The following is a 25873-nucleotide window of genomic DNA, read 5'->3' on the forward strand; positions in this document are numbered from 1 at the left end:
TGCAGGCCAGGTGGCTACGAGGCGGGCGTGCCGGATAGATGCAGTGCCACCACTTCCGTGTCACCGTTGCGGAAGGCAGGATAGCGGTTGCGGACCAGCGGGTCGTGGCCCGGAATGACGTGGTCCGGGGATTCCGCGTGCTTCAGCAGCGTTTCGTAGCCGGCCAGCATGTCGGCCACATTCAGCACGATCGGAAACGGTGCGTCCAGCCCCATGTTGTCGTAGTAGTGGCTGGCGTCGGACGCCAGCACGATCCAGCCGCGCGCCGTGTGCACGCGCACTGACTGCAGGCCTTGCGTGTGGCCGCCGATGTGCAGCAGCTGCAGGCCCGGCGCGATCTCGTCGTGGCCGTGGTAGAACGCCACCCGCTTGTCATAGACCCCACGCACCACGTCGACCACGTCTTCCACCGCATAGGCGTGGCGCAGCATGTCGAAGCGCATGTTGCAGCCGCAGGCGTAGTGCAGTTCGCTTTCTTGCAGGTGCAACCGGGCGTGGGGCAGCTTGCGGATATTGCCGGCGTGGTCGTAGTGCAGGTGCGTGACGATCACATCCTGGATGTCGGCGGCGGTGATGCCTAGTGTTGTCAATGCGTCGATGGGGCAGCGCAGGAATTCGCGGCCCCGCGCGCGGGCGGCTGCTTCGTTAAAGCCGGTGTCGACCAGCCAGACGCGCGCGCCGTGGCGGATGACCCAGACAAAATAGTCCATGGGCATCGGCCCGTCGTGCGGGTCGGGCGGGGTGATGAAGTTCTGCCCGCGGCGGCGGGCGACCGTGGCGTAGCGCAAGGCATAGACTTCGTGGTTGGGCAGCGTCATGCGAATCCCCCTGTGGTGCGGATGTGGTCGAGTTCGGGTCGCAGGTAGTCCAGCAGGCGTTGCGCGTTCTCGACCATCGGAAAGTGACCCAGCTCGGGCATGACGGTGAAGCGCGCGCCGGGGATCCGCGCAGCGACGCGACGGCTGTCTTCCGGGCTGGCGGAGTAGTCGTAGGCGCCCGTCAGCAGCGACACGCCGAAGCGGCGGGTGTCCAGGCCGGCCAAGTGCTCGGCGGCGTCGAAGTCTTCGCTGTAAAACCACAGATCGTTGGCGTAGACATTGAAGCCCCCCTGCGCGTAGATCCAGGCGGCGTCGCGGCGCGCTTCCAGCGTGGCGGCCGGGCCCATCAGCCCGCGCACATAGGCGGGGTTGTGCGCCGCCTGGTTGACCTGCGGGTGGCACAGCATCGGCGTGCGCCGTCCCGTGGCTTTCCAAGGCGCTTCCAGCGCCACCACGCCCGCCACGTCGTCCGGGTGGCGGGCGGCCACAACCAGCGCCATGGCGGCGCCCATCGAACAACCCAGCAACACGGCGGGGCGGCCGGCCAATTGCCGGATGACCGCCAGGCAGATGTGCAGATAGGCGTCACGGGTCAGTCCCGTTTCGGTCCAGGCCTGGCCGGGCTGCGGCATGCTGCGCCCATGGCCGGGCATGTCGAAGGCGATCATGCGCCATTGGCGGCGCAGGCCGGGGTCCGCCATCAGCGCGTGGTACTGGCGCGAATCGGCGCCCGCGGTGTGCAGCATCAGCAACGGCGGGCCGTCGGCCAGGCCGCTGGTTTCATAGAAAAGGGACGTGGACGCCGAGCCCAGGTCCAGGGTGGCGTAGTGGCCGACGATGGCGCTGCGGTCCAGCAGCGCGGGCGCGGCGTGGAGCTGTCCGCGCAGAATTTCGAACAGCCGTTCCAGCGGATGCAGGGCCTGCGCGATGGCCAGTGCGTCGCCTTTTACGCGCAGGCCATGCGCTTGGCGGTGGGCGGCGGTGAAGGAGTGGTAGCCCGGCGGCGGGGAAGGGTCAAGCAGTTTGCGCCAGGTGTCCGGGGGGGCGCTGATGACGAGGCATTGCGAGGGGGCGGCGGGTTGTCCCGCCCAGGCAGGGACCCGGTCTTCCGGGTCCGCGCCCGCTTGCAGCCAGATGGCGCATGGCAGGCCCCTGGCTGCGGCGGTGAATTCGCTATCCTGCTGCGCCAGGGCCGCTGCGGCCCTCAGTTCCTGGACGATCGCCTTCACTTGTGGATGCCTCCTCTTGTTGGCGCCTGAGCACTTCGAGCGCGGTGCGTTCCGCGTTCACGATATGGCTCTGCGCGGCCGCTTGGGCGCCTTGTGGATCCCGAGCCTGGATGCGCTCGAAGATGTAGTCGATTTCGGCCATGCTCTCGGGCAGCCGGTCGGCGCGCGCAAACGAGGTGGCGCGCAGCAGGTTGATGCGCGACAGCAGGCCGGGCAGCATGTCCTTGATCAGGTCGTTGTCGCAGCCCGACAGCAGCACGTCGTAGAAATCGCGCTTGGCCGCCAGCAATGCAGACTTGTTGCTGCCCTTGGCCTGGCGGTGCAGCGCGTCCACGGCTTTGCGCAGGCGTTCGACGTCCGGGTCGCTGGCCAGGCGGGCGAATTCGTGCGCGGCAAAGCCTTCCAGCAGGGCGCGCAGCGCATAGAGGTCGCGGGCGGCCTTTTCCGTGATGCGCACCACCGTCGGGCCGCGGTGCGGCTCGATCGAAATCAGGCGTTCGGCCTCCAGCGTGCGCAGCGCCTCGCGCAACGTGCTGCGGCTGATGTTCAGCTGTTCGCACAGCTCGGCCTCGCGCAGGCGTTCCCCGCCTTTAATGCGCCCGTCCATGATGGACGTGCGCAGGAATTCCTCGACGCGGGTGCGCAAGGTGGTGGGTTTTTCGAATACTGCGCCGGTGGGGGTGGGCATGGCTGTCTCTCGCTTAGCGTAACGGCGGGCGTGCGCGGCAGCGGGGGCTTTTGGCCCGGCTGCGGCGAACCGCCGGTTCAACGTAAAGACGCAATATATCCCGCCGGCGGGCCATGGCTATAACCCGAGGTAGGCGGCGCGCACGCGGCTGTCTTCCAGCAGCGCGCCGCTGGGGCCGGACAGCACCAACGAACCGGATTGCAGCACGTAGGCGTGTTCGGCCACCGACAGCGCCAACCGGGTGTTTTGCTCCACCAGCAGGATGGTCAGGCCACTGCGGTGGATGTCGATCATGGCCTGGTGCATTTCCTCCACGACTTTGGGCGCCAGGCCGTGGCTGGGTTCGTCCAGCAGCAACAACCGGGGTTCCAGCATCAGCGCGCGCCCGAACGCCACCATCTGCTGTTCACCGCCGGACAGCGTGCCCGCCTGTTGCCGGCGCCGTTCGTGCAGACGCGGGAACAGCGCATAGACGCGATCGCAACCGCGCTTGAGGCCCGCCGCGTCATGGCGGCGGGTGTAGCCCCCCAGGTTCAGGTTTTCCTCGACGGTCATTTCCGGGAAGACGTGACGGCCTTCCGGGACATGGGCAATGCCCAACTCCGGGATGCGGTGCGGCGGCAGGCGCAGGATCTCGCGGCCGTCGAAGGCGATGCTGCCGCTGACCTTGTCCAGCAGCCCCGAGATGCAGCGCAGCAGCGTGCTTTTGCCCGCTGTGTTGGCGCCGACGACCGCGATGAATCCGCCTTCGGGCACGTCCAGCGAGACGTCGTGCAGCACCGGGCTGCGGTCATAAGAGGCGGTCAGCCCCTGGATCTGCAACAGGCTCATGCGGCCACCCCCGCCTGTTCCATCGATTTGCCCAGATAGACCTCGATCACGGTCGGGTCGGACGCAATGTCGGCGGGGCTGCCCTCGGCGATCTTCTGGCCGAAGGACAGCACCAGGATGCGGTTGCACAGCCGCATGATGGCGCGCATGTGATGTTCGACCACGATGAAGGTAATGCCCGCTTCGTCGCGCAGTGTGCGGATCAGGTCCAGCAGCGCGTCCATTTCGGCTTCATTCAGCGCGGCCATCACCTCGTCCAGCAAGAAGACCTTGGGGTTGGTGCACAGTGCGCGGGCCAGTTCCACCCGGGCCTGTTCGGGAAACGACAGTTCGCCGGCCGGCTTGGCCGCGATGGCCGACAGGCCGACGCGGTCCAGGTTGTCGCGCGCTACCTGGCGGGCGCGAGGCACGCCGTGGCGCAGCAGACCGCCTACCAGCACGTTGTCCAGCACGGTCATTTCAGGAAACAACGCCACGTTCTGGAACGTCTTGGTCATGCCGCGCGCCGCGATCTGATGGGGGCGCAGGCCGCTGACGTCCTGGCCGTCCAGTTCAATGCGGCCGCCCTGGCTGGCGTATAGGCCCACCAACAGATTGAACAGCGTGGTCTTGCCGGCGCCGTTGGGGCCGATCAGGCCCAGGATGTCGCCGCGGGCCACGCTGAAAGACACGTCGTCCACGGCTTTCAGCCCGCCGAAGCGGCGCTGCACGTTCGAAACCTTCAGGATGTCAGGCATGTTGACCTCGCGTCAGGTTGCGCAGGCGCGTCCACAATGCCGACAGGCCGCGCGGCTCGATCAGGATGATGGCGATCAGGATCAGCCCGAACGCCAATTGGGACACGCCCGCCGTGTGCCCGGACAACCAGTCGTTGAACAGTTCTTCCAGCGGAATGATGACCAGGGCGCCAATCAGCGGGCCGGCCACGGTGCCCACGCCGCCGATGATGCAGATCAGCGCCACGCGCACCGAGATGCCCACCAGCGAGAACACGGTGTCGGGGTCGAAGAAGTAGATGAACTGCGCGTACAGCGTGCCGCAGGCGCCCATCAGCGCGGCCGAGATCACGGCGGCCACGATGCGCGTTTGCGCGGTGTCCACGCCGATGACTTCGGCCGCCTGCGGATTGGCCTTCACGGCGCGCAGCCGATAGCCCAGGCGCGAACGGCTGATCAGCGCGAAGACGACCGACGTGACCAGCGCGGCGCCCAGCATCAGGTAGTAGTACGGGATGCTGGACTTGAACTGCATCTGCACGAAGCCCTCGGAGAACGGGATGGACAGACCCACGGGCCCGCCGGTCACCGATGCCCAGGTGTTGGCGATGGCGCGCAGCACTTCGCCGAAGGCGAGCGTGGCCAGCGCAAAGTAGTGGCCGCGCAGCCGCATGGTGGGCAGGCTGAGCAAGGCGCCCGCCACGGCCGCCACCGCCATCGCGGCCACGATGCCCAGCCATGGCGAAATGCCGTAGCGCAGCAGTAGCAGCGTGGAGGTGTAAGCGCCCAAGCCGAAGAAGGCCGCATGCCCCAGTGAAATCTGGTTGGCCAGGCCGCCCACGATGTTCCAGGACTGGCCCATCGCGGCGAACAGCAGCACCAGCGTCAGGACACGGATGCCGTAGCCCTGGTCTTCCATCAGCCAGGGGGCAGCCAGCGCGATGGCCAATAGCGCGGCCCACGGCAGGGATTGTCGAGTCATGGCCATCAGGCAGCCCTTTTCAAAAGACCTTCCGGGCGCACGGCCAGGACAAGGATGAAGATGGCGAACAGCACCAGGTTCTGCAACTGCATGGGCAGCACCAGCGACGACAGCGACTGGATCACGCCGACCGCGACCCCGCCCACCACCGCGCCCATCACACTGCCCAGCCCGCCCAGCACCACGGCCGTGAACATCAGCACGCTGAACTGCGCGCCGACGGTGGTCGACGCCGTGAGGTAGGGCAGGATGATGCCGCCGCCCAAGGCCGTCAGGCCCACGCCCAGCCCGAAGGCCAATTGATGCACGCGATGGGTGGAAATGCCCGACAACCGGGCGGCCATCGGATCCTGCGCCGTCGCGCGCACCGCCATGCCCCACCAGGTTTTTTTCAACACCCACCACAGTGTCAGCCCGGCCACCGACGCCACCGTGAAGGCCAGCAGATAGGGTGCGCTAAGCAGAATCGGGCCGACCGCCAGCGCCGTCATCTGATAGGGCGTCTGCACCGAGCGGAATTCGGAGCCGAACAGGATCAGGGCCAGGTTCTCCATCACGATAAGCAGGCCCACCGTCAGGAATATCTGCGCCACCGCCGGCGCCTTCAGCACGCGGTTGATCAGGAATTTCTGCGTCAACACGCCCAGCACGAAGGCCACGGCGAACGACAGCAACGACCCGAGGAGCGGATCCAGCCCCAGGAACTTCCAGGCGAAATACGCTACGAACATGCCCACCATCAGAAACTCGGCCTGGGCGAAGTTGACGATGGAGACCACCCCGAAGACGAGCGTCAGCCCGATCGAAATGACCGCGTACACGCCGCCCAGCAGAATGCCGTCCACCAGCGCCTGCAAGAATTGCATGACAGTCCTCCGGTTCGCGCCGCGCTTAGCTGGCGGTGATGACGCGGCCCTTGGCCAGCGCCTGGGGCCACACCGAAACCAACTCGTTGTTTTGCCACTGGACCATGATGGGTTGGGCCAGGGTGTTCAGGCCGTTGGCGTCGAAATGCACGCCGCCGCCCGACATCACGCCGGCCCAGCCCTGGTCGTATTTCTGCGCGCGCAGCGCCTTCGATACGGCTTCGGGCTTGTCGGACGCCGCCACCTCCAAAGCCTGGGCCAGCACGCCGGCGCATACCGCGTGCTCCAGGGCCTCGTGCGGCATGAAGGTGCCAAAGCGCTTGCGGTAGCGCTCCGTGTATTCGGGCGCCTGGTCGTAGTTGGCGGGCGCGATCGACAGCACGGCCTGTGAATACGGGCCCAGCGCTTTCGCGAAATCAGGGATCACATAGCCCGCCGCGCCGCCCACGATGGGTACGGTCAAGCGTTGCTGGCGCATCACCCGGATGATCAACAGGCTGTCGTTCAGGTACGAAATCGGAAACACGATCTGGGCGTCGGACGCGCGCAGCTTGCTGATCAGCGGCGTGACGTCGGTGATGCCCAGCGGATAGGCCTCGTCCAGCACGACCTCGGCGCCAGCGGCCTTGGCCGCATTGCGCACACCCACGGCTTGCGAGGTGCCGTAGGCCGTGTCTTCGTACAACAGCGCGATTTTCTTGATGGCGGACGCGCCCGCCACGACGGACGCGGCATAGTCGTATTGCGCGCGGCCCAGCACCGAGCCCTTCGACACCACCTGGAAGATGTGCTTGAAACCGCGCTCGGTCAGCACGTCGGAAAACGACATCGTCAGCAGCGGGATGCCGCGGCGTTCGGTCACTTCGGACACGGCCAGCGTCAGCGACGAGGCGTAGGCGCCAATCAGCGCCACGCAACGGTTCTGCGTGATCAAGCGCTGCGCCACGGTGGCGGCCGTGGTGGGCTGCGAGGTGGCATCGGCGATGACCAGCTTGAGCTTGGCGCCGCCCAGCGACTTGATGCCGCCCGCCGCGTTGATTTCGTCCGCGGCCAGTTCAAGGCCCTGCCGCGAATTGATGCCGAACTGCGCATTCGCGCCCGACAACGGCAGGATCACGCCGACGTTGATATCGGCCGGTGCCGCCAGCGCACGGCCGGGCAGGGTGGCCGCCAGCGCGGCCGCGCCCAGTCCAGCGACAAATTCCCGGCGCCCATGGCGCAGAGCCTGCTTGGGGTTGCTTTTCATGCTTGTCTCCTGGCTTTTTGTGGAATGGGCGCACGGCAGCCAGCCCGGCGCTTTGCCGCATTATTGTGTTCATTTTTTAAGCAGTCAAGCATATTGTCCGACAATCTGACTGTTGACGGGCGGACAAAAATTGACTGACAATCAGACAAAACAGACCGAGCACAAGCCGGTTCGACGCCCGTCATCATCACTAAACGAGGAACCTATGGCAGACATCCAATCCGAAACCCAAGCCCTGTTCGACCAAGGCCTGAACCTGCGCCGCGAAGTGCTGGGCACCGAGTACGTGGACGGGTCCCTGGCCCGCGCCAACGACTTCATGATGGCCTTCCAGCACATCACCACCGAGTGGTGCTGGGGTTACACCTGGGGCCGTCCGGGCCTGGAGAAAAAGACGCGCAGCATGCTGAACCTGGCCATGCTCACCGCGCTGAACCGCCCCGCCGAAATCAAACTCCACGTCAAAGGCGCGCTGAACAACGGCGTGACCGTCGAAGAGATCAAGGAAATTCTGCTGCAGGCCACCGTGTACTGCGGCATTCCCGCCGGTCTGGACGCCTTCAAGGTCGCCAACCAGGTGTTGGAAGAAGAGGGCGCCTTCAAGGCGCAGCAAGCATGAACGCCCCGCAAGAACGGGTGGGGCTCGTCGGCATCGGCAGCATGGGCTGGCCGATGGCCGCGCGTCTGGTGCAGGCCGGCTATGCGGTGACAGTGTTCGACGCCGTGCCGGGCCAGGCCGACAAATTCGCGCAGGACGTGGGCGGCCAGGCCGCCGCCACCTGCGCCGCGCTGGCAGCGCAATCCGACATTGTTTTTACGATGTTGCCCACCAGCGCCATCGTGGAACAGGTGCTTAGCGGCGAACAAGGGGTGCTGGCCGGCCTGCGCCCGGGCAGCGTCGTGGTCGAAATGAGTTCAGGCGTGCCGGCGCATACGCAGCGGCTTGCCCAGGCGGTGGCCGCCGCCGGCAGCCAGATGGTGGACGCGCCCGTGTCGGGCGGGGTGCCGCGCGCCCGCACCGGCGAACTCGCGATCATGTTCGGCGGTCCTGCCGCCACGCTGGAACGTGTGCGCCCGGCGCTGTCGGCGATGGGCACGTCGATCACCGCCGTGGGCGATGTGGGCAGCGCCCACGCCATGAAGGCGCTGAACAACCTGGTGTCGGCGGGCGGCTTCCTGATCGGGGTCGAAGCCATGCTGATCGGCCAGCAGTTCGGCCTGGATCCCAACGTGATCGTGGACGTGCTCAATGCGTCCACGGGCATGAATAATTCCACCCAAAAAAAGTTCAAGCAGTTCGTGCTGTCGCGCGAATTCAATTCGGGCTTCGGCCTGGACCTGATGGTCAAGGACCTGGGCATTGCGCTGGGCATTGCCACCGATACCGGCACGCCCACGCCATTCGCGTCGCTGTGCCGCGAATTGTGGGCCTCTGCAGGCAAAACCCTGGGCAAGGGGCAGGACCACACCGCTGTCGCGCGCCTGTCCGAGCAATTGGCAGGCGTGGAGCTGGCTGCCAAGAAAAGCTAGGCCGCTTCAACCACGGCGCGGCTGCGGCCGCGTCATTTTTTCAACTTGCATGACCAAAAAAACCGCCAAGACAAGGCGGAGGGCCGGCTGTTGCCGGCAGAAACAGCGAGGAGCAAAACATGAAGAAGATCTTTCTGGCGACCCTGGGCGCCGGCCTGATTGCACTTGGCGCCAACGCGTCCGCGCAGGACTATCCCACGCGCGCCATCTCGATGGTGGTGCCCTACGCCGCGGGCGGATCCACCGACGGACTGGCCCGCATCGTGGCGCAAGCCATGGGCGAAAACCTGGGCCAGACCGTCGTGGTGGAAAACCTGGGCGGCGGCGGCACCATGATCGGCAACCAGCGCGTGACCCGCGCCGCGCCAGACGGCTACACCATCACCTTCGGCAACATGGGGTCGCTGGCCATCGCGCCGTCGCTATACCCCAAGAGCAAGTTCGATCCGCGACGCGACATGAGCGCGATCGGCCTGGTGGCGACGGTGCCGATGGTGCTGTCCGTCAGCAAGAAAAGCGGCATCACCACGCTGTCGGACTTCGTCGCGCGCCTGAAGAAGAACGGCGCCGACGTGAATTTCGGCAATGCGGGGTCCGGTTCCACCAGCCATATCGCCGCGGCCTATTTCATGCACGTGACGCATACACAAGGCATGCAGATTCCCTACCGGGGCGCGGGCCCGGCGATCGCCGACTTGATGGCGGGGACGGTGGACGCAGTCATCGACCAGACCGTCACGATGATCCCCATCCACGAAGCCAAACGCGTCACGGCGCTGGCGGTGGCCTCTTCCGCCCGGCTGCCGCAAATTCCCGACGTGCCGACATTTGCGGAAGGCGGCGTGCCGGACTTCAACATGAGCGTGTGGAACGGCATCGCCGCGCCCGCTGGCACGCCGCCCGCCGTGATCGCGCGGTTGGAACAGGCTTTGGCCGCCGCATTGAAAAGCCCCGGTGTGCGCGAATCGCTGGACAAGCTTGCCGCTCAGGCGCCAGCCCAGAAAGAGCAGGGCGCGGCCGCCTTCCAGGCGTTGATCGCCCGCGACGTGCCGCATTTCGCGGCCTTGATCAAGGATGCCGGCATCACGGTAAATTGAGTTTTTTCCGGTTCGATTCCATTTCTGGGAGACTCCCGCATGTGTCCGACCCTTTCCGATGTTTCCGCGCAGGAAGCGCCTCTGTGCCTGGCGCCGTTGCCAGAGATGGACGCCGCCACGTTCGGCATCCCGCCCGGCGCGTGCGATACGCACGCGCATGTGGTGGCTGCCGACGCGGCGGCCTATCCGCTGGTGCCCGAGCGCACCTACACGCCGCCGCCGGCCCCCGAGTCCGCTTACCTGGGCATGTTGAAGCAAACCGGCATGGCGCGCGGCGTGCTGGTGCAGATCAGCGTCTACGGCACCGACAACCGCTACATGCTGGAGGTGCTGCGCCGCCACCCCGACCAGCTGCGCGGCATCGGCGTGGTGGCCCCGACCGTGACGGATAGCGAATTGGCGGACATGCATGCCGCGGGTGTGCGCGGCTTGCGCATCAATGTGTTGTTCGGCGGCGGCATCGGCTTTGACGCGATGGAGACCTTGGCGCATCGCATTGCCGGCCTGGGCTGGCACATGCAATTCCTGATGGATGCGCGCCAGTTGCCAGCGCTTTTGCCGCGCATGCGCAAGCTGCCGGTGCCGGGCGTGGTGGACCACATGGGCCACATGCCTGTCGCCGAGGGGGTGAACAGCGCCGGCTTCCAGGCCTTGCAGCATCTGGTCCGGGACCATGGCTGGTGGGTCAAGCTGTCTGGCGCCTACCGCATCAGCGACCGCTTCGACGATTTCAGCGACGTGGTGCCCTGGGCGCAGGCGCTGATCGAAACAGCGCCTGACCGCATGCTGTGGGGTAGCGACTGGCCGCACGTGCATCAGACGCGCATGGTCAACACCGGCCGGCTGCGCAATCAGCTGGCGTTGTGGGCGCCGGATGCCGCCCTGCGCCACCGCATTCTGGTCGACAACCCCGCACGGCTGTACGGCTTCACGCCGGCGCTGTAATCCCCGGAACCCTCCAAGAGGCAAACCATGCAATGGTATAGAGAGCTGAACAAGACGGAACGGCGGACTTTCATCGCCGCGTTCGGGGGCTGGGCCATCGACGCCCTGGACTTCATGGTGTTCACTTTTGTGATCGCCACGCTGATGACGCTATGGGGCATCGACAAGGGCCAGGCCGGCATGCTGGGCACCGTCACGCTGCTGTTTTCCGCCATCGGCGGATGGCTGGCGGGCATCCTTGCCGACCGGTATGGCCGCGTGCGCGTGCTGCAATACACGATCCTGTGGTTCTCGGCGTGCACGGTGGCCATCGGCTTCGCGCAGAGTTTCGAGCAGCTATTCGTGCTGCGCGCCCTGCAGGGCCTGGGCTTCGGCGGCGAATGGGCCGTGGGCTCGGTGTTGATGGGCGAAATCGTGCGGGCCGAACACCGTGGCAAGGCCGTGGGCACCGTGCAAAGCGGTTGGGCGGTCGGATGGGGCGTCGCGGCCATCCTGTACACGGTCGCCTTCTCTATCCTGCCCGCGGAATGGGCCTGGCGCAGCCTGTTCTGGATTGGGGTGCTGCCGGCCTTCCTGGTGCTGTATATCCGCAAGAACGTGCCCGAACCCGAGGTGTTCCAGCGCGCCCAGGCCAAGGTGCGGGCCGGCGAGGCCCGCGCATCGTTCTGGATGATCTTCTCGCCTGCGCTGTTGAAAACCACGGTCATCACCGCCGTGCTGTGCACGGGCGTGCAAGGGGGGTACTACGCCATCACGACCTGGCTGCCGACCTACCTGAAGGTCGAGCGCCAACTGTCCGTGTTGAACACCGGCGGATACCTGATGGTCATCATCTTCGGATCGTTCTGCGGGTACATCGCCGGCGCATATCTGGCCGACCGTTTGGGCCGCCGCGCCAACCTGTTGATCTTCTCGGTGTTGTCCACGGTCAGCGTGTACGTCTACACGCAGCTGCCCCTGACCGACGGCCAGATGCTGTTCCTGGGTTTTCCGCTGGGCTTTGCCGCGTCCGGCATTTTCAGCGGGATCGGCGCTTATCTGACTGAACTGTTCCCGTCGGGGGTGCGCGCGTCGGGGCAGGGGTTTGCCTATAACTTTGGCCGCGGCGTCGGGGCGCTATTCCCCAGCCTGGTAGGTTTTTTGAGCCAGACGCACGGCCTGGGTTGGGCAATCGGGGCATTCGCCACCGGCGCATACGCCGTGGTGATCGTGACGGCGCTGTTGCTCCCCGAAACCAAGGGGCGCGTGCTGGAGTGAGGCCCGCGCGCCAGTTTTTTTGAGCGGATACGGGTTTACCCGGTATCTGTTCAAAACGCATAATTTGTATGATGACCCGATAACTTCTATTCAAGAGACAGGTCATCATGCTGGTTGCGCCGCCGACTTTCCCGCCGCTTTCCCTGCAATCCCGCCCCTGCGTAACGGGGGCGTTCCATGACTGAAGAAGCCCGCGTCCGCGAAGAAATCTGCGCTGTCGGCGCCAGCCTGTACAACCGCGGCTACACCGTGGGCGCGGCCGGCAACATCAGTGCGCGCCTGGACGATGGCTGGCTGATCACGCCCACGGACGCCTGCCTGGGCCGGCTGGACCCCGCCCAACTGGCCAAGGTCGACCTTGATGGCCAATGGGTATCCGGCGCCAAGCCGTCCAAGACCCTGGTGCTGCATCAGGGCATCTACCGCGCCAGCCCCGAATCGCGCGGGATCATCCACACGCACTCCACGCACCTGGTGGCGCTGACGCTTGCGGGCGTCTGGCGGGCCGACGAGGTGCTGCCGCCCATCACGCCGTATCAGGTCATGAAGGTGGGCCGCATTCCGCTGATCGGCTATCGCCGGCCCGGCGATCCGCAAGCCGCCGCCGAGGTGGCGGCGGTGGCGGGGCAGGTGCGTGGCGCGTTGTTCGAACGCCTGGGCCCGGTGGTGTGGGAACGCTCGGTCGCGCACGCGTCTTATGCGCTGGAAGAGCTGGAAGAAACAGCCCGCCTGTGGCTGATGAGCGATCCCCGGCCCAGCCCTCTGGCCGCCGACGCCATTGAAGAACTGCGCGCGACCTTCGGCGCGCGTTACTGATCCGCTATTCCTATAAAGCTGCCCGGACGCGCGCTGCGCGTCACACGGCGGCGCACCCTTTTGGAGACCTGTCATGCCCCCGATGGAAATCGCATCGACTGCACCCGCTGCGGCGATGCCGCCTGAATCCCGCGAGACCGCCCGCGCCTATGCCAAGGTGTTCTGGCGCCTGGTGCCGTTCTTGATGCTCTGCTATGTGATCGCCTATCTGGATCGCGTTAACGTGGGTTTTGCCAAGCTGCAGATGTCGCAAGACCTGGGCTTTAGCGAAACCGTGTTCGGCCTGGGCGCCGGCGTGTTCTTCATCGGGTATTTCCTGTTCGAGGTTCCCAGCAACCTGCTTATGCACCGGCTGGGCGCGCGCATCTGGATCGCGCGCATCATGATCACGTGGGGGATCCTGTCCGGCATGTTCATGTTCGTCGAGACGCCCACCGGCTTCTACATCCTGCGGTTCTTGCTGGGCCTGGCCGAAGCCGGGTTCTATCCGGGCGTGATCCTGTACCTGACCTATTGGTACCCGGCCCACCGCCGCGCCAAGATCATCGCGCTGTTCATGTCCGCCATTCCGGTGGCCGGCATCTTCGGCAACCCGCTGTCCGGCTGGATCATGGAAGCCTTTCACGGCACGCACGGCCTGCAGGGCTGGCAGTGGATGTTCCTGATCGAAGCGGTTCCCGCGCTGCTCATCGGCGTGGCCACCGTCATGTACCTGGACAACGGCATCTCCAGCGCCAAGTGGCTGACCGCCGATGAAAAGCAGATCCTGACACGCGAGATCGAGCAGGACCAGAAGCAGACGGGCACGCAAAAGCACTCGCTGCGCGCCGTGTTTTCGGACAAGCGCGTGTGGTGGATGTGCCTGATCTACTTCGCGTTCGTCGCCGGTCAATATGGCCTGACCTTCTGGATGCCGACGCTGATCAAGTCGACTGGCGTCACGGGCGCCTTCAACATCGGGCTGCTTAGCGCCATTCCGTTCCTCTGCGCCATCGTCGTGATGAACCTGCTGGGCCATTCGGCCGACAAACGGCGCGAACGCCGCTGGCACCTGATCGTGCCGGCGCTGGCGGGCGCGGTGGGCTTCACCGCGGCGGCGTCGTTCGCCGACAACACCGTGGTGTCGCTGATCTGCCTGTCGATGGCCGCGGCCGGCGTGCTGACGTGCGCGCCGTTGTTCTGGTCGCTGCCAACCGCCTTCCTGTCGGGCACCGCGGCGGCGGCGGGCATCGCCATCGTCAACTCGGTGGGCAACCTGGCCGGCTTCGCCAGCCCCTACATGATCGGCTACCTGAAAGACCTGACCAGCTCGACCGCATCCGGCATGTACGTGCTGGCCGCCGTGCTGGTGATCGGCGCCATCGCCGTGTGGTTCACGCCGGCCAAGCTGGTCAACCGTTGATGGCCGCGCGCCGCCCTCACTTCACCCCCAAGGAACCGCCATGCCGCGCCTAGCCGCCAATCTGACCATGATGTACGCCGAATACGCCTTCCTGGATCGCTTCCAGGCGGCCGCCGGCGACGGGTTCACCGGCGTCGAATTCCTGTTTCCTTATGAATTCACCGCCGTTGAGTTGAAAGCGCGCCTGCAGGACAACGGCTTGACGCAGGCGCTGTTCAACGCGCCGCCCGGGGATTGGGCTGCCGGTGAACGCGGCATCGCATCGCTGCCGGGTCGGGAAAGCGAGTTCCAGCGCGGCATGGACCAGGCGCTGGAATACGCCGGCCAGTTGGGCAACCGCACTCTGCATGTGATGGCCGGCCTGATCCGCCCGGGCGACGACCGCGCGGCGCATCGCGATACCTATCTGAAGAACCTGGCGTTCGCGGCCCGCGCGGCCCAGTCCGCCGGCATCACCATCGTGATAGAACCCATCAACACGCGCGACATCCCCGGCTTCTTCCTGAACCGGCAGGACGACGCGCAAGCGATCTGCGCCCAGGTCGGCGCGCCTAACCTGAAGGTGCAGTTCGACTGCTATCACTGCCAGATCGTCGAAGGCGACATCGCGGTGAAGCTGCAACGCGACATGGCCGGCATCGGCCACATCCAGATCGCCGGCGTGCCGGATCGCCACGAACCCGACCTGGGCGAACTGAATTACCCCTACCTGTTCGAGCGGATCGACGCGCTGGGCTACGCCGGCTGGATCGGCTGCGAATACCGCCCCAAGGCCGGCACGTCCGCCGGGCTGGGTTGGGCCCACCCTTATCTTGCCAACCATTGAGCATCCCATCATGAAGATCCTGATCACCGGCGGCGCCGGATTCCTGGGCCAGCGGCTGGCCCGCAAACTGCTCGCGCAAGGCGTGCTGACGCTTGATGCCACCGGGCCGCAACCCATCACGCAGATCGACTTGCTGGACGTCGTCAAATCCGACGCACTGACCGATCCGCGCGTGCGTTCGCTGGAAGGCGATATCTCCGACCCAGCGGTGCTGCGTCAGGCGATCGACGCGGACACGCGCGCCATCTTCCATCTGGCCGCCATCGTCAGCGGCCAGGCGGAAGCGGACTTCGATTTAGGCATGCGCATCAACCTGGACGCGTCGCGCGCCTTGCTGGAAACGTGCCGCGCGCTGGGCCACAAGCCGCGCGTGATCTTCACCAGCTCGGTGGCCGTCTACGGCGGCGCCTTGCCCGAGACGGTGCGCGACGACACGGCCCTGAACCCGCAATCGTCCTATGGCACACAGAAGGCCATCGCCGAACTGCTGCTGGCGGACTACACCCGCCGCGGTTTCGTGGACGGCCGCGTGTTGCGCCTGCCCACGATCAGCGTGCGTCCGGGCCGCCCCAACGCCGCCGCGTCTTCGTTCGCCAGCGGCATCATTCGCGAACCGTTGAATGGCGAAGCGGCCGTCTGCCCGGTCGGCGCGGATACGCGCCTGTGGCTGCTGTCGCCGCGCGGCGCGATCCAGGCGCTGATCGCGGGCTGCGAATTGCCAGCCGATGCCGTGGCCGACCGCGCGCCGATCAACTTGCCCGGCGTGTCCGTCACGGTGGCCGAGATGGCGCAAGCCCTGCGCGACGTGGCGGGCGACAAGGTCGCCGACCGCATCACCTGGCAAGCCGACGAGCGCGTCGAACGCATCGTGGGAAGCTGGCCGGGCCGGTGGGACACCACCCGCGCTACCCGCCTGGGACTGAAGGGCGACAGCGACTTTGCGGAAATTATCCGCGCCTACCTGGCCGACGACCTGCCGCGTTAAGCGGCGGCTGGCAGCCCTTGGATTTCCCGGGACGACGAAAGACATGACACAACAGCAAACCTCTTCGCGCCGCGTCGGCGTTATCGGCCTGGGCGCCATGGGCGCGGGGATCGCGCAAAGCCTGCGCCGCGTCGGCCACGACGTATACGTCTACGATATCCGGCCGGAAGCCGCCGCGGCTTTTGCCGCGCAGGGCGGCGTGGCTTGCGCCACGCTGGCCGACATGGCGGCCGCCTGCGACATCGTGATCAGCGTGGTGGTCAATGCGCAGCAGACCGAAGCCGTGCTGTATGGCGACGGCGGCATCGCCGCCGCATTGCGCGCGGGCGCCGTCTTCGTGATGTGCTCCACCGTGGATCCCAGCTGGTCCATCGCCCTGGAAGCGCGCCTGGCCGGGCAGGGCGTCCTGTATCTGGACGCGCCGATCTCCGGCGGCGCGGCCAAGGCTGCCGCGGGGCAGATGACGATGATGACTGCCGGCAGCGCCGCAGCCTACGAGGCCTGCGGCGCCGTGCTGGAATCGATGGCAGGGAAAGTCTATCGCCTGGGCGACCGCGCCGGCGCAGGCAGCAAGGTCAAGATCATCAACCAGCTGCTGGCGGGCGTGCACATCGCCGCCGCCGCCGAAGCGATGGCGCTGGGGTTGCGCGAAGGCGTCGACGCCGATGCCTTGTACGAAGTCATCACGCACAGCGCGGGCAACAGCTGGATGTTCGAAAACCGCATGGCCCACGTGCTGGCCGGCGATTACACGCCGCTGTCGGCGGTGGACATCTTCGTGAAGGACCTGGGCCTGGTTCTGGATACGGCCCGCCACACGAAATTCCCGTTGCCGCTGGCGTCGACGGCGCACCAGATGTTCATGCAGGCATCCACTGCCGGGCATGGCCGCGAAGACGACAGCGCCGTCATCAAGATCTTTCCGGGTATCACGTTGCCGGAGGCAAAATGAACATCAAACTGGGCTGTATCGCCGACGATTTCACGGGCGCCACCGACCTTGCCAACAATCTGGTGCGCGCCGGCATGCGCACGGTGCAGACCATCGGCGTTCCCGGCACGCCGTTGCGCGATGACGCGGATGCCGTGGTCGTGGCGCTGAAGACGCGCACCTTGCCGGCGGACGAGGCCGTGGCACAGTCCCTGGCCGCGCTGGAATGGCTGCAGGCTCAGGGCGCGGAACAGATCTACTTCAAGTACTGCTCCACATTCGACAGCACGCCGCAAGGCAATATCGGCCCCGTGACCGACGCGTTGATGACGCGGTTGGGCACGGCATTCACCATCGCCACGCCGGCATTCCCCGACAACAAGCGCACGGTATTCAAGGGCTATCTGTTCGCGGGCGACGTGTTGCTGAACGAATCGGGCATGCAGCACCATCCGCTGACGCCAATGACGGACCCAAACCTTGTCCGCGTGCTGTCGGCGCAGACCTCACGCAAAGTCGGCTTGATCGATTACACCGTGGTGGCCGCAGGCAGCGAGGCGATCCAGGCGCGCATTCAGGCGCTGCAGGCCGACGGGGTCGAGATCGCCATCGTGGACGCGGTGTCCAACGGCGATCTGCTGGCCCTGGGGCCCGCGCTGCGCGGGATGGCGCTGGTCACGGCAGGGTCCGGCGTGGCGATCGGACTGCCGGGCAACTGGGGCCTGGCGCCCGCTGGCGCCGCCGCCCCGGTGCGCGCCGCCGGCCTGCGGGCGGTGCTGGCGGGAAGTTGCTCAACCGCCACCAATGGGCAGGTGGCCGCCTTTATCGCCAGCGGCCGTCCGGCCTATGCGCTGGACCCGATGCGGCTGGCTGCCGGCGAAGACGTGGTCGCGCACGTGCTGGCCTGGGCAGAACCGCGCATGCAGGATGGCCCGGTGCTGGTCTATTCCACCGCGCAGCCAGACGCGGTCAAGCAGGCGCAGGGCGCGTTGGGGGCCGGGCGCGCGGGCGCCATGATCGAGGATGCCATCGCCCGCATCGCGGTCGGTCTGGTGGAACGCGGGGTGCGGCAGTTGATCGTGGCCGGCGGGGAAACGTCGGGTGCGGTGGTGCAGGCCTTGGGGCTTGAGCAGATCGCCATCGGCGAACAGATCGACCCGGGCGTGCCGTGGTGCGCGGGCTACACGCCCATTGCGCAGGGCGATGTCAGCATCGCGCTGAAGTCGGGCAACTTCGGCACGCCGGATTTCTTCATCAAGGCATTTGGGTAGGCTCCGGCGCGGCGGGCAAGGCCCGCAATGTGCACCAGCTTAGCGATGCGCCTGGCTCAGCCGCTTGGCCGCATTCACCATGTGGATGCGGGCCGCTTCGCGGGCGCCTTCCACGTCCTGGTTGCGGATGGCTTCGACAATGGCGATGTGTTCTTGCATGACATCGCGCATCAGGTTGGCGTGGCGGGCCTCGTTGCCGCGCGTCACGCGTGTGGCGGCTTCCAGGAATTGGCTGACAAAGGCCAGGGTGGTCAGGAAGTACGGGTTGCCGGTGGCGCGCGCAATGCTGCGGTGGAACGCCACGTCTTCCTTCACGCCGTCGCCGCCGTCGGCGACCGCTTGGGATATCGCTGCCAACGCGTGGTCTATTTCGGTCATGTCGCGCTTTTTGCGCACGGCGGCGGCCTGAGCCGCGATCTCGGTTTCCAGCGCGCGGCGCAAGTCCACGATGTGCAGCACGGCATCCAGCGAACTCAATTCGGCGGCATCGATCCGCAGCGCCCGGTTGCCCGTCAAGCCCGTAACGAACACGCCGCTGCCTTGCCGCGCTTCCACGATGCCGTCCTGCCGCAACCGCGATACCGCTTCTCGGATGACGGTACGGCTGACGCCGAACTGTTCCGCCAGCGTGGCTTCGGTGGGCAGCTTTTCGCCGGGCAGCACGCGGCCCTCGTCGATTTCGGCGAGCAAACGCTTGGCGACGGTGTCGGTCAGCGTGGGAGGGGAGGGAAGTCGTGGAAACGCCATGGATAATGACCGCAGAATAAGGGCGGCAGGCCGGTGTGGATGCCACCGGCTGGCCCGGCGCCAATGATAACCGGTTGCCCCAGGGCCGACGGCGCTTCCCGCAGACCCTAGGCGGCCGGCCGCGGGCGTGCCGCCATCAGGCAATCGACGAAGCACTGCGCCGCCGGCGTGGGCGGCGAGTCGGGCCGCGTCAGGATGGACACGCGCGCCGGGGGCAGCTCGTGCGCCAGCGGCACCATGCGCAAGGGCCGCGGCATCAACTGGTGGTCGAACAAGGCCCGCACGAAGATGCCCAGCGCGTCGCTTTCGGCCATGATGGCCAGCGCGATCGCGATGGACTGGCAGGGGATGACGTCGCGCGGCGGCGGCAGCCCGTGGGCGTCGAACGCCAACTTGAGAAAGTTTGCTGGCGCGTGGCTGTTTCCCGGCAGCAGCCACAGGGCGTCGTGCATGTCGGCGAGGCTACGCGCGTGGCGCAACGGGTGTCCGACGCGCGCGCCCACCGCGATCGGCATCGTGAACAAGATCTGCCGCGCGAAGCCGTCCTCGATGTCGCCGTCGTACTCTGTCTGCACCAGCAAGTCGTAGCGGCCCGATTCCAATTGCTCGTGGCTGTAGGGCGGCGCGACTTCGTTGAACGACACCGCCACGCGCGGCATCCGGGCGCGGAACGCCATCAGCGCGGCGGGCAGCGCCGTCAGCGCCGAAGAGCTGATGGCCAGATTCAGCGTGCCGCCTTCCCCGTCCCGCATCTGCCCGATTTCCTCTTGCGCCTTTCGCGCTTCCTGCAGGATCAGCACGGCGCGCTTGTACAGCGCCTCGCCATAGGTCGTCAGTTCCACGCCGCGAGCGCTGCGGCGCACCAGTTCGGCGCCCACGCTGTGCTCCAGTTCACGCAGGCTGCGCGTCGCCGCGGGTTGGGTGACGAACAGGGCGCGTGCCGCGGCGCGGATGCTGCGGTGGTCGGCAATCAGGACAAAGGCGCGCAGTTGGCGCAGGTTCATGGCGGAGCGTCCGGTGTCGGACCCGTCCCAGGACGAGTCAACATATAAGGAAAAGGTTTCACTGGAACAAAAATACTGTCTTTTCCTTATCGTCCGCCATCCGTATATTCATCCAGACGCGGCCGTCACAGCGTCCGGATTCACGGACCGGCGTCCCGACACGGGCATTAAGGGGAAAACATGTCTATCGCTATCGCTGCCGCGCTTGGCCGGCAGCCTCTGCATACTTCGGCGGCGCGTCGGCGCGTGATCGCCGGCACCACCATCGGCAATGCGCTGGAGTTCTTCGACTTCACCGTCTTTACGTTCCTGATGCTGATCATCGGCCCGCTGTTCTTTCCGGCCGCGTCCGGTTATGGCCAGATGCTGCTGACCACCGCCACCTTCGGCGTGGGGTTCCTGATGCGCCCGGTGGGCGGCATGCTGATCGGTTCCTATGCCGACCGCCGTGGCCGGCGCGCGGCCATGACGCTGACCTTATGGCTGATGGGGCTGGGCTGCGCGTTGATCGCGGCGGCGCCCACCTACGCCCAGATGGGCGTGATGGGCCCCGTGCTGATGGTGCTGGCGCGGCTGATCCAGGGCTTTGCCGCGGGCGGCGAGGTGGGCGCGTCGACCACCCTGCTGTTGGAGCATGCGCCGGCGGATAAGCGGGGCTTCTATTCCAGCTGGCAGTTCGGCAGCCAGTCGCTGGGGGTGATGCTGGGCGCGCTGACCGTGGCGCTATTGACTGCCGTGCTGACCAAGGACCAGATGCAGGCGTGGGGCTGGCGTGTGCCCTTCGTGATCGGCATCCTGACGGTGCCGGTCGGCGCCTACATCCGCCGCAACCTGGAAGAGACGCTGGAGCCCACCCATGCGCCCCAGGCCGCGCGCGCCGCATCGGGCCACCAACCGCTGCGGCTGGTGTTCGCGCACCACAAGGCGCGGGTGGTCAAAGGCATCCTGCTGGTGATCGGCGGCATGGTGTGCGCGCAGATCATCGGCTTCTACATGCCCGCCTACGCCAGCAAGGAACTGGGCCTGCCGGCGTCGTCGGGCTTGTTCGCCAGCGTCGTGCTGGGCGCCATCGGCTTTGCGATCGCGCCGCTTGTCGGCATGTTGGCCGATCGCTACGGCCGCAAGAAAGTCATTTTCTGGTCGCGCGCGGCAACCATCTGCGCGTTGTTGCCGTGCTTTCAGTGGCTGGTGTCCGCGCCCAGCACGGCCCGGTTGATGACCGTGATTGCGCTGCTGGCCGTCCTGATGGCGCTGCAAATGGCGCCCACGATCACGATGCTGCCCGAATTGTTTCCCAAGGCCGTGCGCACGACGGGGATGTCGGTCGTGTATGGTCTGGGCATCTCCGTCTTTGGCGGTTTCGCGCAGTTCTTCGTGACGTGGCTGCTGCACGTCACCGGCAACCCGCTGGCGCCTGCCTGGTATTTGATGGTGACCGTGGCGCTATCCACCGTCGTGCTGTTCTGGATCCAGGACCGCACCGGCCACGCAATCGACACCCAGGAGGCATGATGCCCGGCAGTACGAGCTATTTCCCCCGCAGCTACGCGGAATCGCGCGAACGCTTTCTGTCCGATGCCAAGCGCCTGGGCGCCGACGTGCGGTCCTGGCGGATCGAAGCCATGGGCAGCCAGGGCGAGGCGCTGGCCACCGAAACGGCGCTGATCGGCGCATCCGGTGCAACGCGCCTGCTGATCATGACCTCGGCCACGCATGGCGTGGAAGGTTTTTGCGGCGCGGGTTGTCAGTTCGCGTTGATGGATGACGCCGCGATGCTACAGCGCGCGCGGCAAGCCGGCGTGGCCGTGCTGCTGGTGCACGCGGTGAATCCCTACGGTTTTTCGTGGATCGCCCGCACCGACGAAGGCAATGTGGACCTGAACCGCAATGCCCAGCCGTTCGGCGCCACGCCGCTACCGGTCAACCCGGGCTATGGCGATTTGCACCCGTTGCTGTTGCCCGAAGAATGGCCCCCGTCGGAAGAGAACCAGCGTGGCCTGGCCCGCTATGTGGCCGAACATGGGCAGGCTGCCTTCGCCCAGGCCGTGTCGCGCGGGCAGTACACGCACGCCGACGGGCTTTTCTACGGCGGCGCCGCGCCGGCGGCATCGCTTGCCAACCTGCGGCGCATCCTTGAAACACAGGCCCGCCAGTACGCGCACATCGGGTGGATCGACGTGCATACGGGCCTGGGCCCGCGCGGACACGGCGAAAAGATCTACGCGGGCCGGCGTGATGACGCCGACGTGGAGCGTGCGCGGCAATGGTGGGGCCTGGACATCGCCGTGCCGTTTCTAGGCACGTCCGCCTCGGTCGATATCACCGGCCATCTGGCCGGCCTGATCTATCAGGCTTGCCCAGAATCGTCATCCACGCTGATGGCGCTGGAATACGGCACCGTGCCGTTCGACGACATCGTGCTGGCGCTGCGCGGCCGCAACTGGCTGCGCTCGAATCCCGATGCGCCGCCCGCCTTGCGCCGCGACATCCTGCAAGCTACGCAAGACGCGTTCTACTGCCACGCCTACGACTGGCACGGCATGGTGCTGGGCCAAAGCCGCGTGGCGGTGCTGCAAGCGCTGTGCGGGCTGGAAGCGGCGCGCTGACCGCTGCGTCCGCAGGGCCCGCAAGCCTGCATTGATCCTTGGGTTGCACCTGCTACGGCTCTTCTGCCGTAGCGGGTTGCACCTGTGCGAAGCGCTACGCCAGGGATTACCCGCGAGTGTGGCCCAGTGTTGGGTTATCCCTAGTTGAGCCGGGCAGCAACCCGTCGATATGCTTGGGTTAACCGAACGAACCGCAGAGTTCAAACCGGAGGAGTTTCAAACCGAGCCGGCACTCGCTGACAAGGAATCAGGATTTGCATAGCGCGCCTCCTTTGGACCCGGCCGTCACGGCCGCCCGGATCAAGCCCATTCGCGTGATCCCGTGGGCAACGTGGCTGCACCGCGTCTTCGTCGTTCTGATGTATGCGTTCATGCTCTGCCCCATCGTGCTGGTGGTCTGGCTGAGCTTTTTCAAGGACGCCATTCTCTACTTCCCCCCATCCGGCTACACGCTGTCCTGGTACGTGAAGGCGTGGCAGAACCCGGCGTTCGCCAACGGCTTCCTGTTCAGTCTCCAGGTGTCGCTGGTGGCGGCCGCCATCGGTGTCGCGATGGGCGTGCTGGCCGCGGTGGCCATCGCCCGCTATCGCTTCCAGGGCAGCAAGGGCATCAACACCTTGCTGCTGTCGCCGCTGCTGATTCCCGGCATCGTCGCGGGGGTCGGCATCTATCTGTTCTACCTGCGCGCCGAAGAGCTGCTGGACCAGGACATCATCGGTACCTTCGGCGGCCTGGTCATCGCGCACGTCTGCCTGACGATCCCATGGACGGTGCGCCTGGTCACGGCGGGGATGGCCGGCCTGGACGGTTCCATCGAGGAAGCCGCGCGCAACCTCGGCGCCAGCGCGCCGGTCGCTTTCATGCGCGTGACGCTGCCGATGCTGCGCCCCTCCATCGTGGCGGCCGCGCTGTTCAGCTTCGTGGTGTCGTTCGAAAACCTGGAACTGTCGTTGTCGCTGGTGGGGCCGGGCCGCACCACGCTGCCGATCGCCATCATGCAGTACCTGGAATTCAATCTGGACCCGACCATCGCTTCGGTGGCCTCGGTGCAAATCTTGCTGTTGGGAATCATCATGCTTGTGACCGACCGCTACGTGAAACTCAGTCAGGTGGTGTAAGAAATGGCGAAGGTCTCAATCGAAAATATCCGCAAGCAGTTCGGCGCGGCCGTCGCGGTGTCCGACTTTTCACTAGAGATCGCCGAAGGCGAACTGGTGACGTTCCTGGGCCCCAGCGGCTGCGGCAAGACCACCACCCTGCGCATGATCGCCGGATTCATCACGCCCACCGCGGGCCGCATCCGCATCGGCGACACCGACGTCACCCGGCTGCCCGTGCATAAGCGCGACACCGGCATGGTGTTCCAGCGCTATGCGCTGTTTCCGCACATGACGGTGGCCGAAAACGTGGCGTTCGGGCTGGAAATGCACAAGGTGCCCAAGGCCGACCGCGACGCCAAGATCCGTCGGGTGCTGGACATGGTGCGTATGACCGAACTACGCGAACGCTATCCGCGCCAGTTGTCGGGCGGCCAGCAGCAGCGGGTGGCGATTGCGCGCGCGCTGGCCATCGAGCCCAAGGTATTCCTGCTGGACGAACCGTTGTCCAACCTGGACGCCAAGCTGCGGCTGGAAGTGCGCGAAGAGATCCGTTCGTTGCAGCAGCGTCTTGGCCTGACCACCGTGTTCGTTACGCACGACCAGGAAGAGGCGCTGGCGATTGCCGACCGCATGGCCATCATGCACGACGGCATCGTGCAACAGGTGGGCGCGCCCGACACGCTGTACGAGCGTCCGGCCAACCTTTTCGTGGCCGACTTCCTGGGCAAGATGAACGTGTTCACGGGACGCGGCGATGGGGCCAATCAGTTCCATACCGATACGGGCCAGCGCATCGTCACGCCCGGCGGGGCCGGCGCCACGCATGTCGGCGTGCGCCCGGAACGCGTGCGGCTGGCCGGCCAGCCCGAAGGCGGCAATGCGCTGGCGGGCGTCGTCGAGTCGTCGTTGTACCTGGGGTCGGTGCTGGAGGTGCGCGTGCAACTGGAAGGCGGCAACCGCATGATCAGCCAGATCGTCAATGGCGGCGCGGGCCGTGCCCAACCTGCGGCAGGCGCGCGGGTCTACGCATGCTTCGAGCCCGAAGACTGCGTGGCCTTCACGCAATAGGAGCCGCCATGACCACTGCGAACCAAGACGGGCGGCCCAGTCGCTGGCTGGGGCCGGGGCTGGCTTTTCCCGCGTCGCTGGTAGTGCTGGTGATCATCATGGTCCCCATCCTTCAGCTGGCGCGCTACAGCTTCAACCATTTCGACCCGGCGGAACTGATGCAGACCGCCTTCACCTTTGAGAACTACGCCAAGTTCTTTGGCGACCCGTACTACCGCGATATTTTCTTCACGACCTTGTGGGTGGCCGGGCTGTGCACCGTGCTGGCGCTGGTGTTGGGCTTTCCCGTGGCGTATTTTCTGGCGCGCACGCAAAGCCGGTACAAGAGCCTGTTCGTGATTCTGCTGGTGTTCCCGCTGATGGTCGGCAACGTGGTCCGGGCGGCGGGCTGGATGGTGGCGTTGGGCAACGCGGGCGTGGTGAACGCCGTGCTGCAGGGCGTGGGCCTGATCGACCGGCCGCTGACGCTGATGTACACGCCGACGGCGGTGGTCATCGGCACGACCGCCGTCGTTATGCCCTATCTGATCCTGACCTTGCAAAGCGTGCTGGAAGGCATGGACCTGTCGGTGGAAGAGGCCGCGCGCAACGTGGGCGCCAGCTTCTTCACGACGTTTCGCCGCATCGTGCTGCCCATTGCCGCGCCGGGCGTGGCAGCGGGCACGATGCTGGTCTTCATCCTGTGCATGAACGCCTACGCCACGCCGGTGCTGCTGGGGGGCTCCGGCCTGACGATGATGGCGCCCGCGCTATATGACCAGATCACCCGCGCCTCGAACTGGCCGTTCGGCGCCGCCCTGGCCGTCATCCTGGTGTGCGGCACGCTGGTCATCGCATTGATTTCGAATTGGCTGATCCATCGGCGCTACATCAAGACCATGGCGTCTTGATGCCGAATCCATAACAAGGAAC

The 25873-nt window shown here is 66.2% G+C and carries 26 protein-coding genes; 16 read left to right on the forward strand and 10 right to left on the reverse strand.

What is annotated here, in order from left to right; all coding sequences use genetic code 11:
* Window positions 1–14: 14 nt before the first annotated feature.
* The 8 genes from ACI0FO_RS27820 to ACI0FO_RS27855 form a co-directional block, all read right to left on the reverse strand.
* Window positions 15–818: an N-acyl homoserine lactonase family protein gene (locus tag ACI0FO_RS27820; protein ID WP_416031825.1), complete on the reverse strand. Its 804-nt coding sequence runs from the start codon at window positions 816–818 to the stop codon at window positions 15–17.
* Window positions 815–2047: an alpha/beta fold hydrolase gene (locus tag ACI0FO_RS27825; protein ID WP_416031826.1), complete on the reverse strand. Its 1233-nt coding sequence runs from the start codon at window positions 2045–2047 to the stop codon at window positions 815–817. The genes ACI0FO_RS27820 and ACI0FO_RS27825 overlap by 4 nt, the downstream gene beginning before the upstream one ends.
* Complete coding sequence (locus tag ACI0FO_RS27830) at window positions 1992–2735, reverse strand: GntR family transcriptional regulator (RefSeq protein WP_416031827.1); 744 nt, start codon at window positions 2733–2735, stop codon at window positions 1992–1994. The genes ACI0FO_RS27825 and ACI0FO_RS27830 overlap by 56 nt, the downstream gene beginning before the upstream one ends.
* Before the next feature lie 117 nt (window positions 2736–2852).
* A complete protein-coding gene (locus ACI0FO_RS27835; RefSeq protein WP_416031828.1) occupies window positions 2853–3566 on the reverse strand; it encodes an ABC transporter ATP-binding protein in 714 nt (237 codons plus the stop codon).
* Window positions 3563–4303 (reverse strand): ABC transporter ATP-binding protein, encoded by a 741-nt coding sequence (locus ACI0FO_RS27840; RefSeq protein WP_416031829.1) that lies wholly within the window; start codon window positions 4301–4303, stop codon window positions 3563–3565. The genes ACI0FO_RS27835 and ACI0FO_RS27840 overlap by 4 nt, the downstream gene beginning before the upstream one ends.
* On the reverse strand, window positions 4296–5264 hold the full coding sequence (locus ACI0FO_RS27845; protein ID WP_416031830.1) for a branched-chain amino acid ABC transporter permease: 969 nt from the start codon (window positions 5262–5264) through the stop codon (window positions 4296–4298). The genes ACI0FO_RS27840 and ACI0FO_RS27845 overlap by 8 nt, the downstream gene beginning before the upstream one ends.
* A gap of 5 nt (window positions 5265–5269) precedes the next feature.
* Window positions 5270–6130, reverse strand: coding sequence for a branched-chain amino acid ABC transporter permease (locus ACI0FO_RS27850; protein WP_416031831.1), 861 nt, complete (start codon window positions 6128–6130; stop codon window positions 5270–5272).
* A 25-nt stretch (window positions 6131–6155) separates the two neighbouring features.
* Window positions 6156–7376: an ABC transporter substrate-binding protein gene (locus ACI0FO_RS27855; protein WP_416031832.1), complete on the reverse strand. Its 1221-nt coding sequence runs from the start codon at window positions 7374–7376 to the stop codon at window positions 6156–6158.
* Between the two features lie 205 nt (window positions 7377–7581).
* Between ACI0FO_RS27855 and ACI0FO_RS27860 the strand changes: the two genes are divergently transcribed.
* The 11 genes from ACI0FO_RS27860 (at window position 7582) to otnK (ending at window position 18436) form a co-directional block, all read left to right on the forward strand.
* Entirely contained in the window at window positions 7582–7995 is a 414-nt protein-coding gene (locus ACI0FO_RS27860; RefSeq protein ID WP_105558774.1) for a carboxymuconolactone decarboxylase family protein, read from the forward strand.
* Window positions 7992–8906, forward strand: coding sequence for an NAD(P)-dependent oxidoreductase (locus tag ACI0FO_RS27865; RefSeq protein WP_416031833.1), 915 nt, complete (start codon window positions 7992–7994; stop codon window positions 8904–8906). Before ACI0FO_RS27860 ends, ACI0FO_RS27865 begins: the two co-directional genes overlap by 4 nt.
* A 119-nt stretch (window positions 8907–9025) precedes the next feature.
* Window positions 9026–10003, forward strand: coding sequence for a Bug family tripartite tricarboxylate transporter substrate binding protein (locus tag ACI0FO_RS27870; protein ID WP_416031834.1), 978 nt, complete (start codon window positions 9026–9028; stop codon window positions 10001–10003).
* A 39-nt stretch (window positions 10004–10042) separates the two neighbouring features.
* Window positions 10043–10948 (forward strand): amidohydrolase family protein, encoded by a 906-nt coding sequence (locus ACI0FO_RS27875; RefSeq protein ID WP_416031835.1) that lies wholly within the window; start codon window positions 10043–10045, stop codon window positions 10946–10948.
* Window positions 10949–10975: 27 nt separating this feature from the next.
* Window positions 10976–12205, forward strand: a complete 1230-nt coding sequence (locus ACI0FO_RS27880) for an MFS transporter (protein ID WP_416031836.1) — start codon at window positions 10976–10978, stop codon at window positions 12203–12205.
* Between the two features lie 177 nt (window positions 12206–12382).
* Window positions 12383–13021 (forward strand): aldolase, encoded by a 639-nt coding sequence (locus ACI0FO_RS27885; protein ID WP_416031837.1) that lies wholly within the window; start codon window positions 12383–12385, stop codon window positions 13019–13021.
* A gap of 73 nt (window positions 13022–13094) precedes the next feature.
* A complete protein-coding gene (locus ACI0FO_RS27890; RefSeq protein ID WP_416031838.1) occupies window positions 13095–14423 on the forward strand; it encodes an MFS transporter in 1329 nt (442 codons plus the stop codon).
* A 40-nt stretch (window positions 14424–14463) separates the two neighbouring features.
* The gene (otnI, locus tag ACI0FO_RS27895) at window positions 14464–15249 is read left to right on the forward strand and encodes a 2-oxo-tetronate isomerase (RefSeq protein WP_416031839.1); all 786 of its coding nucleotides are present in this window, start codon (window positions 14464–14466) and stop codon (window positions 15247–15249) included.
* A 10-nt stretch (window positions 15250–15259) separates the two neighbouring features.
* Window positions 15260–16234 carry a D-erythronate dehydrogenase gene (gene denD, locus ACI0FO_RS27900; RefSeq protein ID WP_416031840.1) on the forward strand — a complete coding sequence of 325 codons (975 nt, stop codon included), beginning with the start codon at window positions 15260–15262 and terminating at the stop codon, window positions 16232–16234.
* A gap of 43 nt (window positions 16235–16277) precedes the next feature.
* On the forward strand, window positions 16278–17186 hold the full coding sequence (ltnD, locus tag ACI0FO_RS27905) for an L-threonate dehydrogenase (protein WP_416031841.1): 909 nt from the start codon (window positions 16278–16280) through the stop codon (window positions 17184–17186).
* Window positions 17183–18436 carry a 3-oxo-tetronate kinase gene (gene otnK / locus ACI0FO_RS27910; protein ID WP_416031842.1) on the forward strand — a complete coding sequence of 418 codons (1254 nt, stop codon included), beginning with the start codon at window positions 17183–17185 and terminating at the stop codon, window positions 18434–18436. The genes ltnD and otnK overlap by 4 nt, the downstream gene beginning before the upstream one ends.
* A gap of 39 nt (window positions 18437–18475) precedes the next feature.
* Here otnK and ACI0FO_RS27915 read toward each other — a convergent pair whose 3' ends face one another.
* Together ACI0FO_RS27915 and ACI0FO_RS27920 are read right to left on the reverse strand one after the other, a co-directional pair.
* Window positions 18476–19183, reverse strand: a complete 708-nt coding sequence (locus ACI0FO_RS27915; RefSeq protein ID WP_416031843.1) for a FadR/GntR family transcriptional regulator — start codon at window positions 19181–19183, stop codon at window positions 18476–18478.
* Between the two features lie 107 nt (window positions 19184–19290).
* Window positions 19291–20187: a LysR substrate-binding domain-containing protein gene (locus ACI0FO_RS27920; protein ID WP_416031844.1), complete on the reverse strand. Its 897-nt coding sequence runs from the start codon at window positions 20185–20187 to the stop codon at window positions 19291–19293.
* A 180-nt stretch (window positions 20188–20367) separates the two neighbouring features.
* On the opposite strand from ACI0FO_RS27920, the gene ACI0FO_RS27925 reads away from it, so the two are divergent.
* The 5 genes from ACI0FO_RS27925 to ACI0FO_RS27945 all read left to right on the forward strand — a co-directional run bounded on the left by ACI0FO_RS27925 (window position 20368) and on the right by ACI0FO_RS27945 (window position 25851).
* Window positions 20368–21699, forward strand: coding sequence for an MFS transporter (locus ACI0FO_RS27925; protein ID WP_416031845.1), 1332 nt, complete (start codon window positions 20368–20370; stop codon window positions 21697–21699).
* Window positions 21696–22793: a M14 family metallopeptidase gene (locus ACI0FO_RS27930; protein WP_416031846.1), complete on the forward strand. Its 1098-nt coding sequence runs from the start codon at window positions 21696–21698 to the stop codon at window positions 22791–22793. The genes ACI0FO_RS27925 and ACI0FO_RS27930 overlap by 4 nt, the downstream gene beginning before the upstream one ends.
* Window positions 22794–23047: 254 nt before the next feature.
* The gene (locus ACI0FO_RS27935; protein ID WP_233214203.1) at window positions 23048–23911 is read left to right on the forward strand and encodes an ABC transporter permease; all 864 of its coding nucleotides are present in this window, start codon (window positions 23048–23050) and stop codon (window positions 23909–23911) included.
* Window positions 23912–23914: 3 nt separating this feature from the next.
* Entirely contained in the window at window positions 23915–24961 is a 1047-nt protein-coding gene (locus tag ACI0FO_RS27940) for an ABC transporter ATP-binding protein (RefSeq protein WP_416031847.1), read from the forward strand.
* A gap of 8 nt (window positions 24962–24969) precedes the next feature.
* The gene (locus tag ACI0FO_RS27945) at window positions 24970–25851 is read left to right on the forward strand and encodes an ABC transporter permease (RefSeq protein WP_416031848.1); all 882 of its coding nucleotides are present in this window, start codon (window positions 24970–24972) and stop codon (window positions 25849–25851) included.
* Window positions 25852–25873 lie beyond the last annotated feature (22 nt).

This window comes from Achromobacter marplatensis (genome assembly GCF_049060505.1).
GTDB classification, from domain to species: Bacteria; Pseudomonadota; Gammaproteobacteria; order Burkholderiales; family Burkholderiaceae_B; genus Achromobacter; species Achromobacter marplatensis_A.

Excerpts from the sequence above, each read along its gene's own strand:
- ACI0FO_RS27855 (WP_416031832.1), bottom strand. The coding sequence starts at position 7,376 with ATGAAAAGCAACCCCAAGCAGGCTCTGCGCCATGGGCGCCGGGAATTT.
- ACI0FO_RS27920 (WP_416031844.1), bottom strand. The coding sequence starts at position 20,187 with ATGAACCTGCGCCAACTGCGCGCCTTTGTCCTGATTGCCGACCACCGC.
- denD (WP_416031840.1), top strand. The coding sequence starts at position 15,260 with ATGAAGATCCTGATCACCGGCGGCGCCGGATTCCTGGGCCAGCGGCTG.
- ACI0FO_RS27865 (WP_416031833.1), top strand. The coding sequence starts at position 7,992 with ATGAACGCCCCGCAAGAACGGGTGGGGCTCGTCGGCATCGGCAGCATG.
- ACI0FO_RS27870 (WP_416031834.1), top strand. The coding sequence starts at position 9,026 with ATGAAGAAGATCTTTCTGGCGACCCTGGGCGCCGGCCTGATTGCACTT.
- otnK (WP_416031842.1), top strand. The coding sequence starts at position 17,183 with ATGAACATCAAACTGGGCTGTATCGCCGACGATTTCACGGGCGCCACC.
- ACI0FO_RS27820 (WP_416031825.1), bottom strand. The coding sequence starts at position 818 with ATGACGCTGCCCAACCACGAAGTCTATGCCTTGCGCTACGCCACGGTC.
- ACI0FO_RS27835 (WP_416031828.1), bottom strand. The coding sequence starts at position 3,566 with ATGAGCCTGTTGCAGATCCAGGGGCTGACCGCCTCTTATGACCGCAGC.
- ACI0FO_RS27875 (WP_416031835.1), top strand. The coding sequence starts at position 10,043 with ATGTGTCCGACCCTTTCCGATGTTTCCGCGCAGGAAGCGCCTCTGTGC.
- ACI0FO_RS27845 (WP_416031830.1), bottom strand. The coding sequence starts at position 5,264 with ATGACTCGACAATCCCTGCCGTGGGCCGCGCTATTGGCCATCGCGCTG.
- ltnD (WP_416031841.1), top strand. The coding sequence starts at position 16,278 with ATGACACAACAGCAAACCTCTTCGCGCCGCGTCGGCGTTATCGGCCTG.
- ACI0FO_RS27860 (WP_105558774.1), top strand. The coding sequence starts at position 7,582 with ATGGCAGACATCCAATCCGAAACCCAAGCCCTGTTCGACCAAGGCCTG.
- ACI0FO_RS27850 (WP_416031831.1), bottom strand. The coding sequence starts at position 6,130 with ATGCAATTCTTGCAGGCGCTGGTGGACGGCATTCTGCTGGGCGGCGTG.
- ACI0FO_RS27885 (WP_416031837.1), top strand. The coding sequence starts at position 12,383 with ATGACTGAAGAAGCCCGCGTCCGCGAAGAAATCTGCGCTGTCGGCGCC.
- ACI0FO_RS27945 (WP_416031848.1), top strand. The coding sequence starts at position 24,970 with ATGACCACTGCGAACCAAGACGGGCGGCCCAGTCGCTGGCTGGGGCCG.
- ACI0FO_RS27830 (WP_416031827.1), bottom strand. The coding sequence starts at position 2,735 with ATGCCCACCCCCACCGGCGCAGTATTCGAAAAACCCACCACCTTGCGC.
- ACI0FO_RS27880 (WP_416031836.1), top strand. The coding sequence starts at position 10,976 with ATGCAATGGTATAGAGAGCTGAACAAGACGGAACGGCGGACTTTCATC.
- ACI0FO_RS27925 (WP_416031845.1), top strand. The coding sequence starts at position 20,368 with ATGTCTATCGCTATCGCTGCCGCGCTTGGCCGGCAGCCTCTGCATACT.
- ACI0FO_RS27940 (WP_416031847.1), top strand. The coding sequence starts at position 23,915 with ATGGCGAAGGTCTCAATCGAAAATATCCGCAAGCAGTTCGGCGCGGCC.
- ACI0FO_RS27890 (WP_416031838.1), top strand. The coding sequence starts at position 13,095 with ATGCCCCCGATGGAAATCGCATCGACTGCACCCGCTGCGGCGATGCCG.
- ACI0FO_RS27840 (WP_416031829.1), bottom strand. The coding sequence starts at position 4,303 with ATGCCTGACATCCTGAAGGTTTCGAACGTGCAGCGCCGCTTCGGCGGG.
- ACI0FO_RS27915 (WP_416031843.1), bottom strand. The coding sequence starts at position 19,183 with ATGGCGTTTCCACGACTTCCCTCCCCTCCCACGCTGACCGACACCGTC.
- ACI0FO_RS27930 (WP_416031846.1), top strand. The coding sequence starts at position 21,696 with ATGATGCCCGGCAGTACGAGCTATTTCCCCCGCAGCTACGCGGAATCG.
- otnI (WP_416031839.1), top strand. The coding sequence starts at position 14,464 with ATGCCGCGCCTAGCCGCCAATCTGACCATGATGTACGCCGAATACGCC.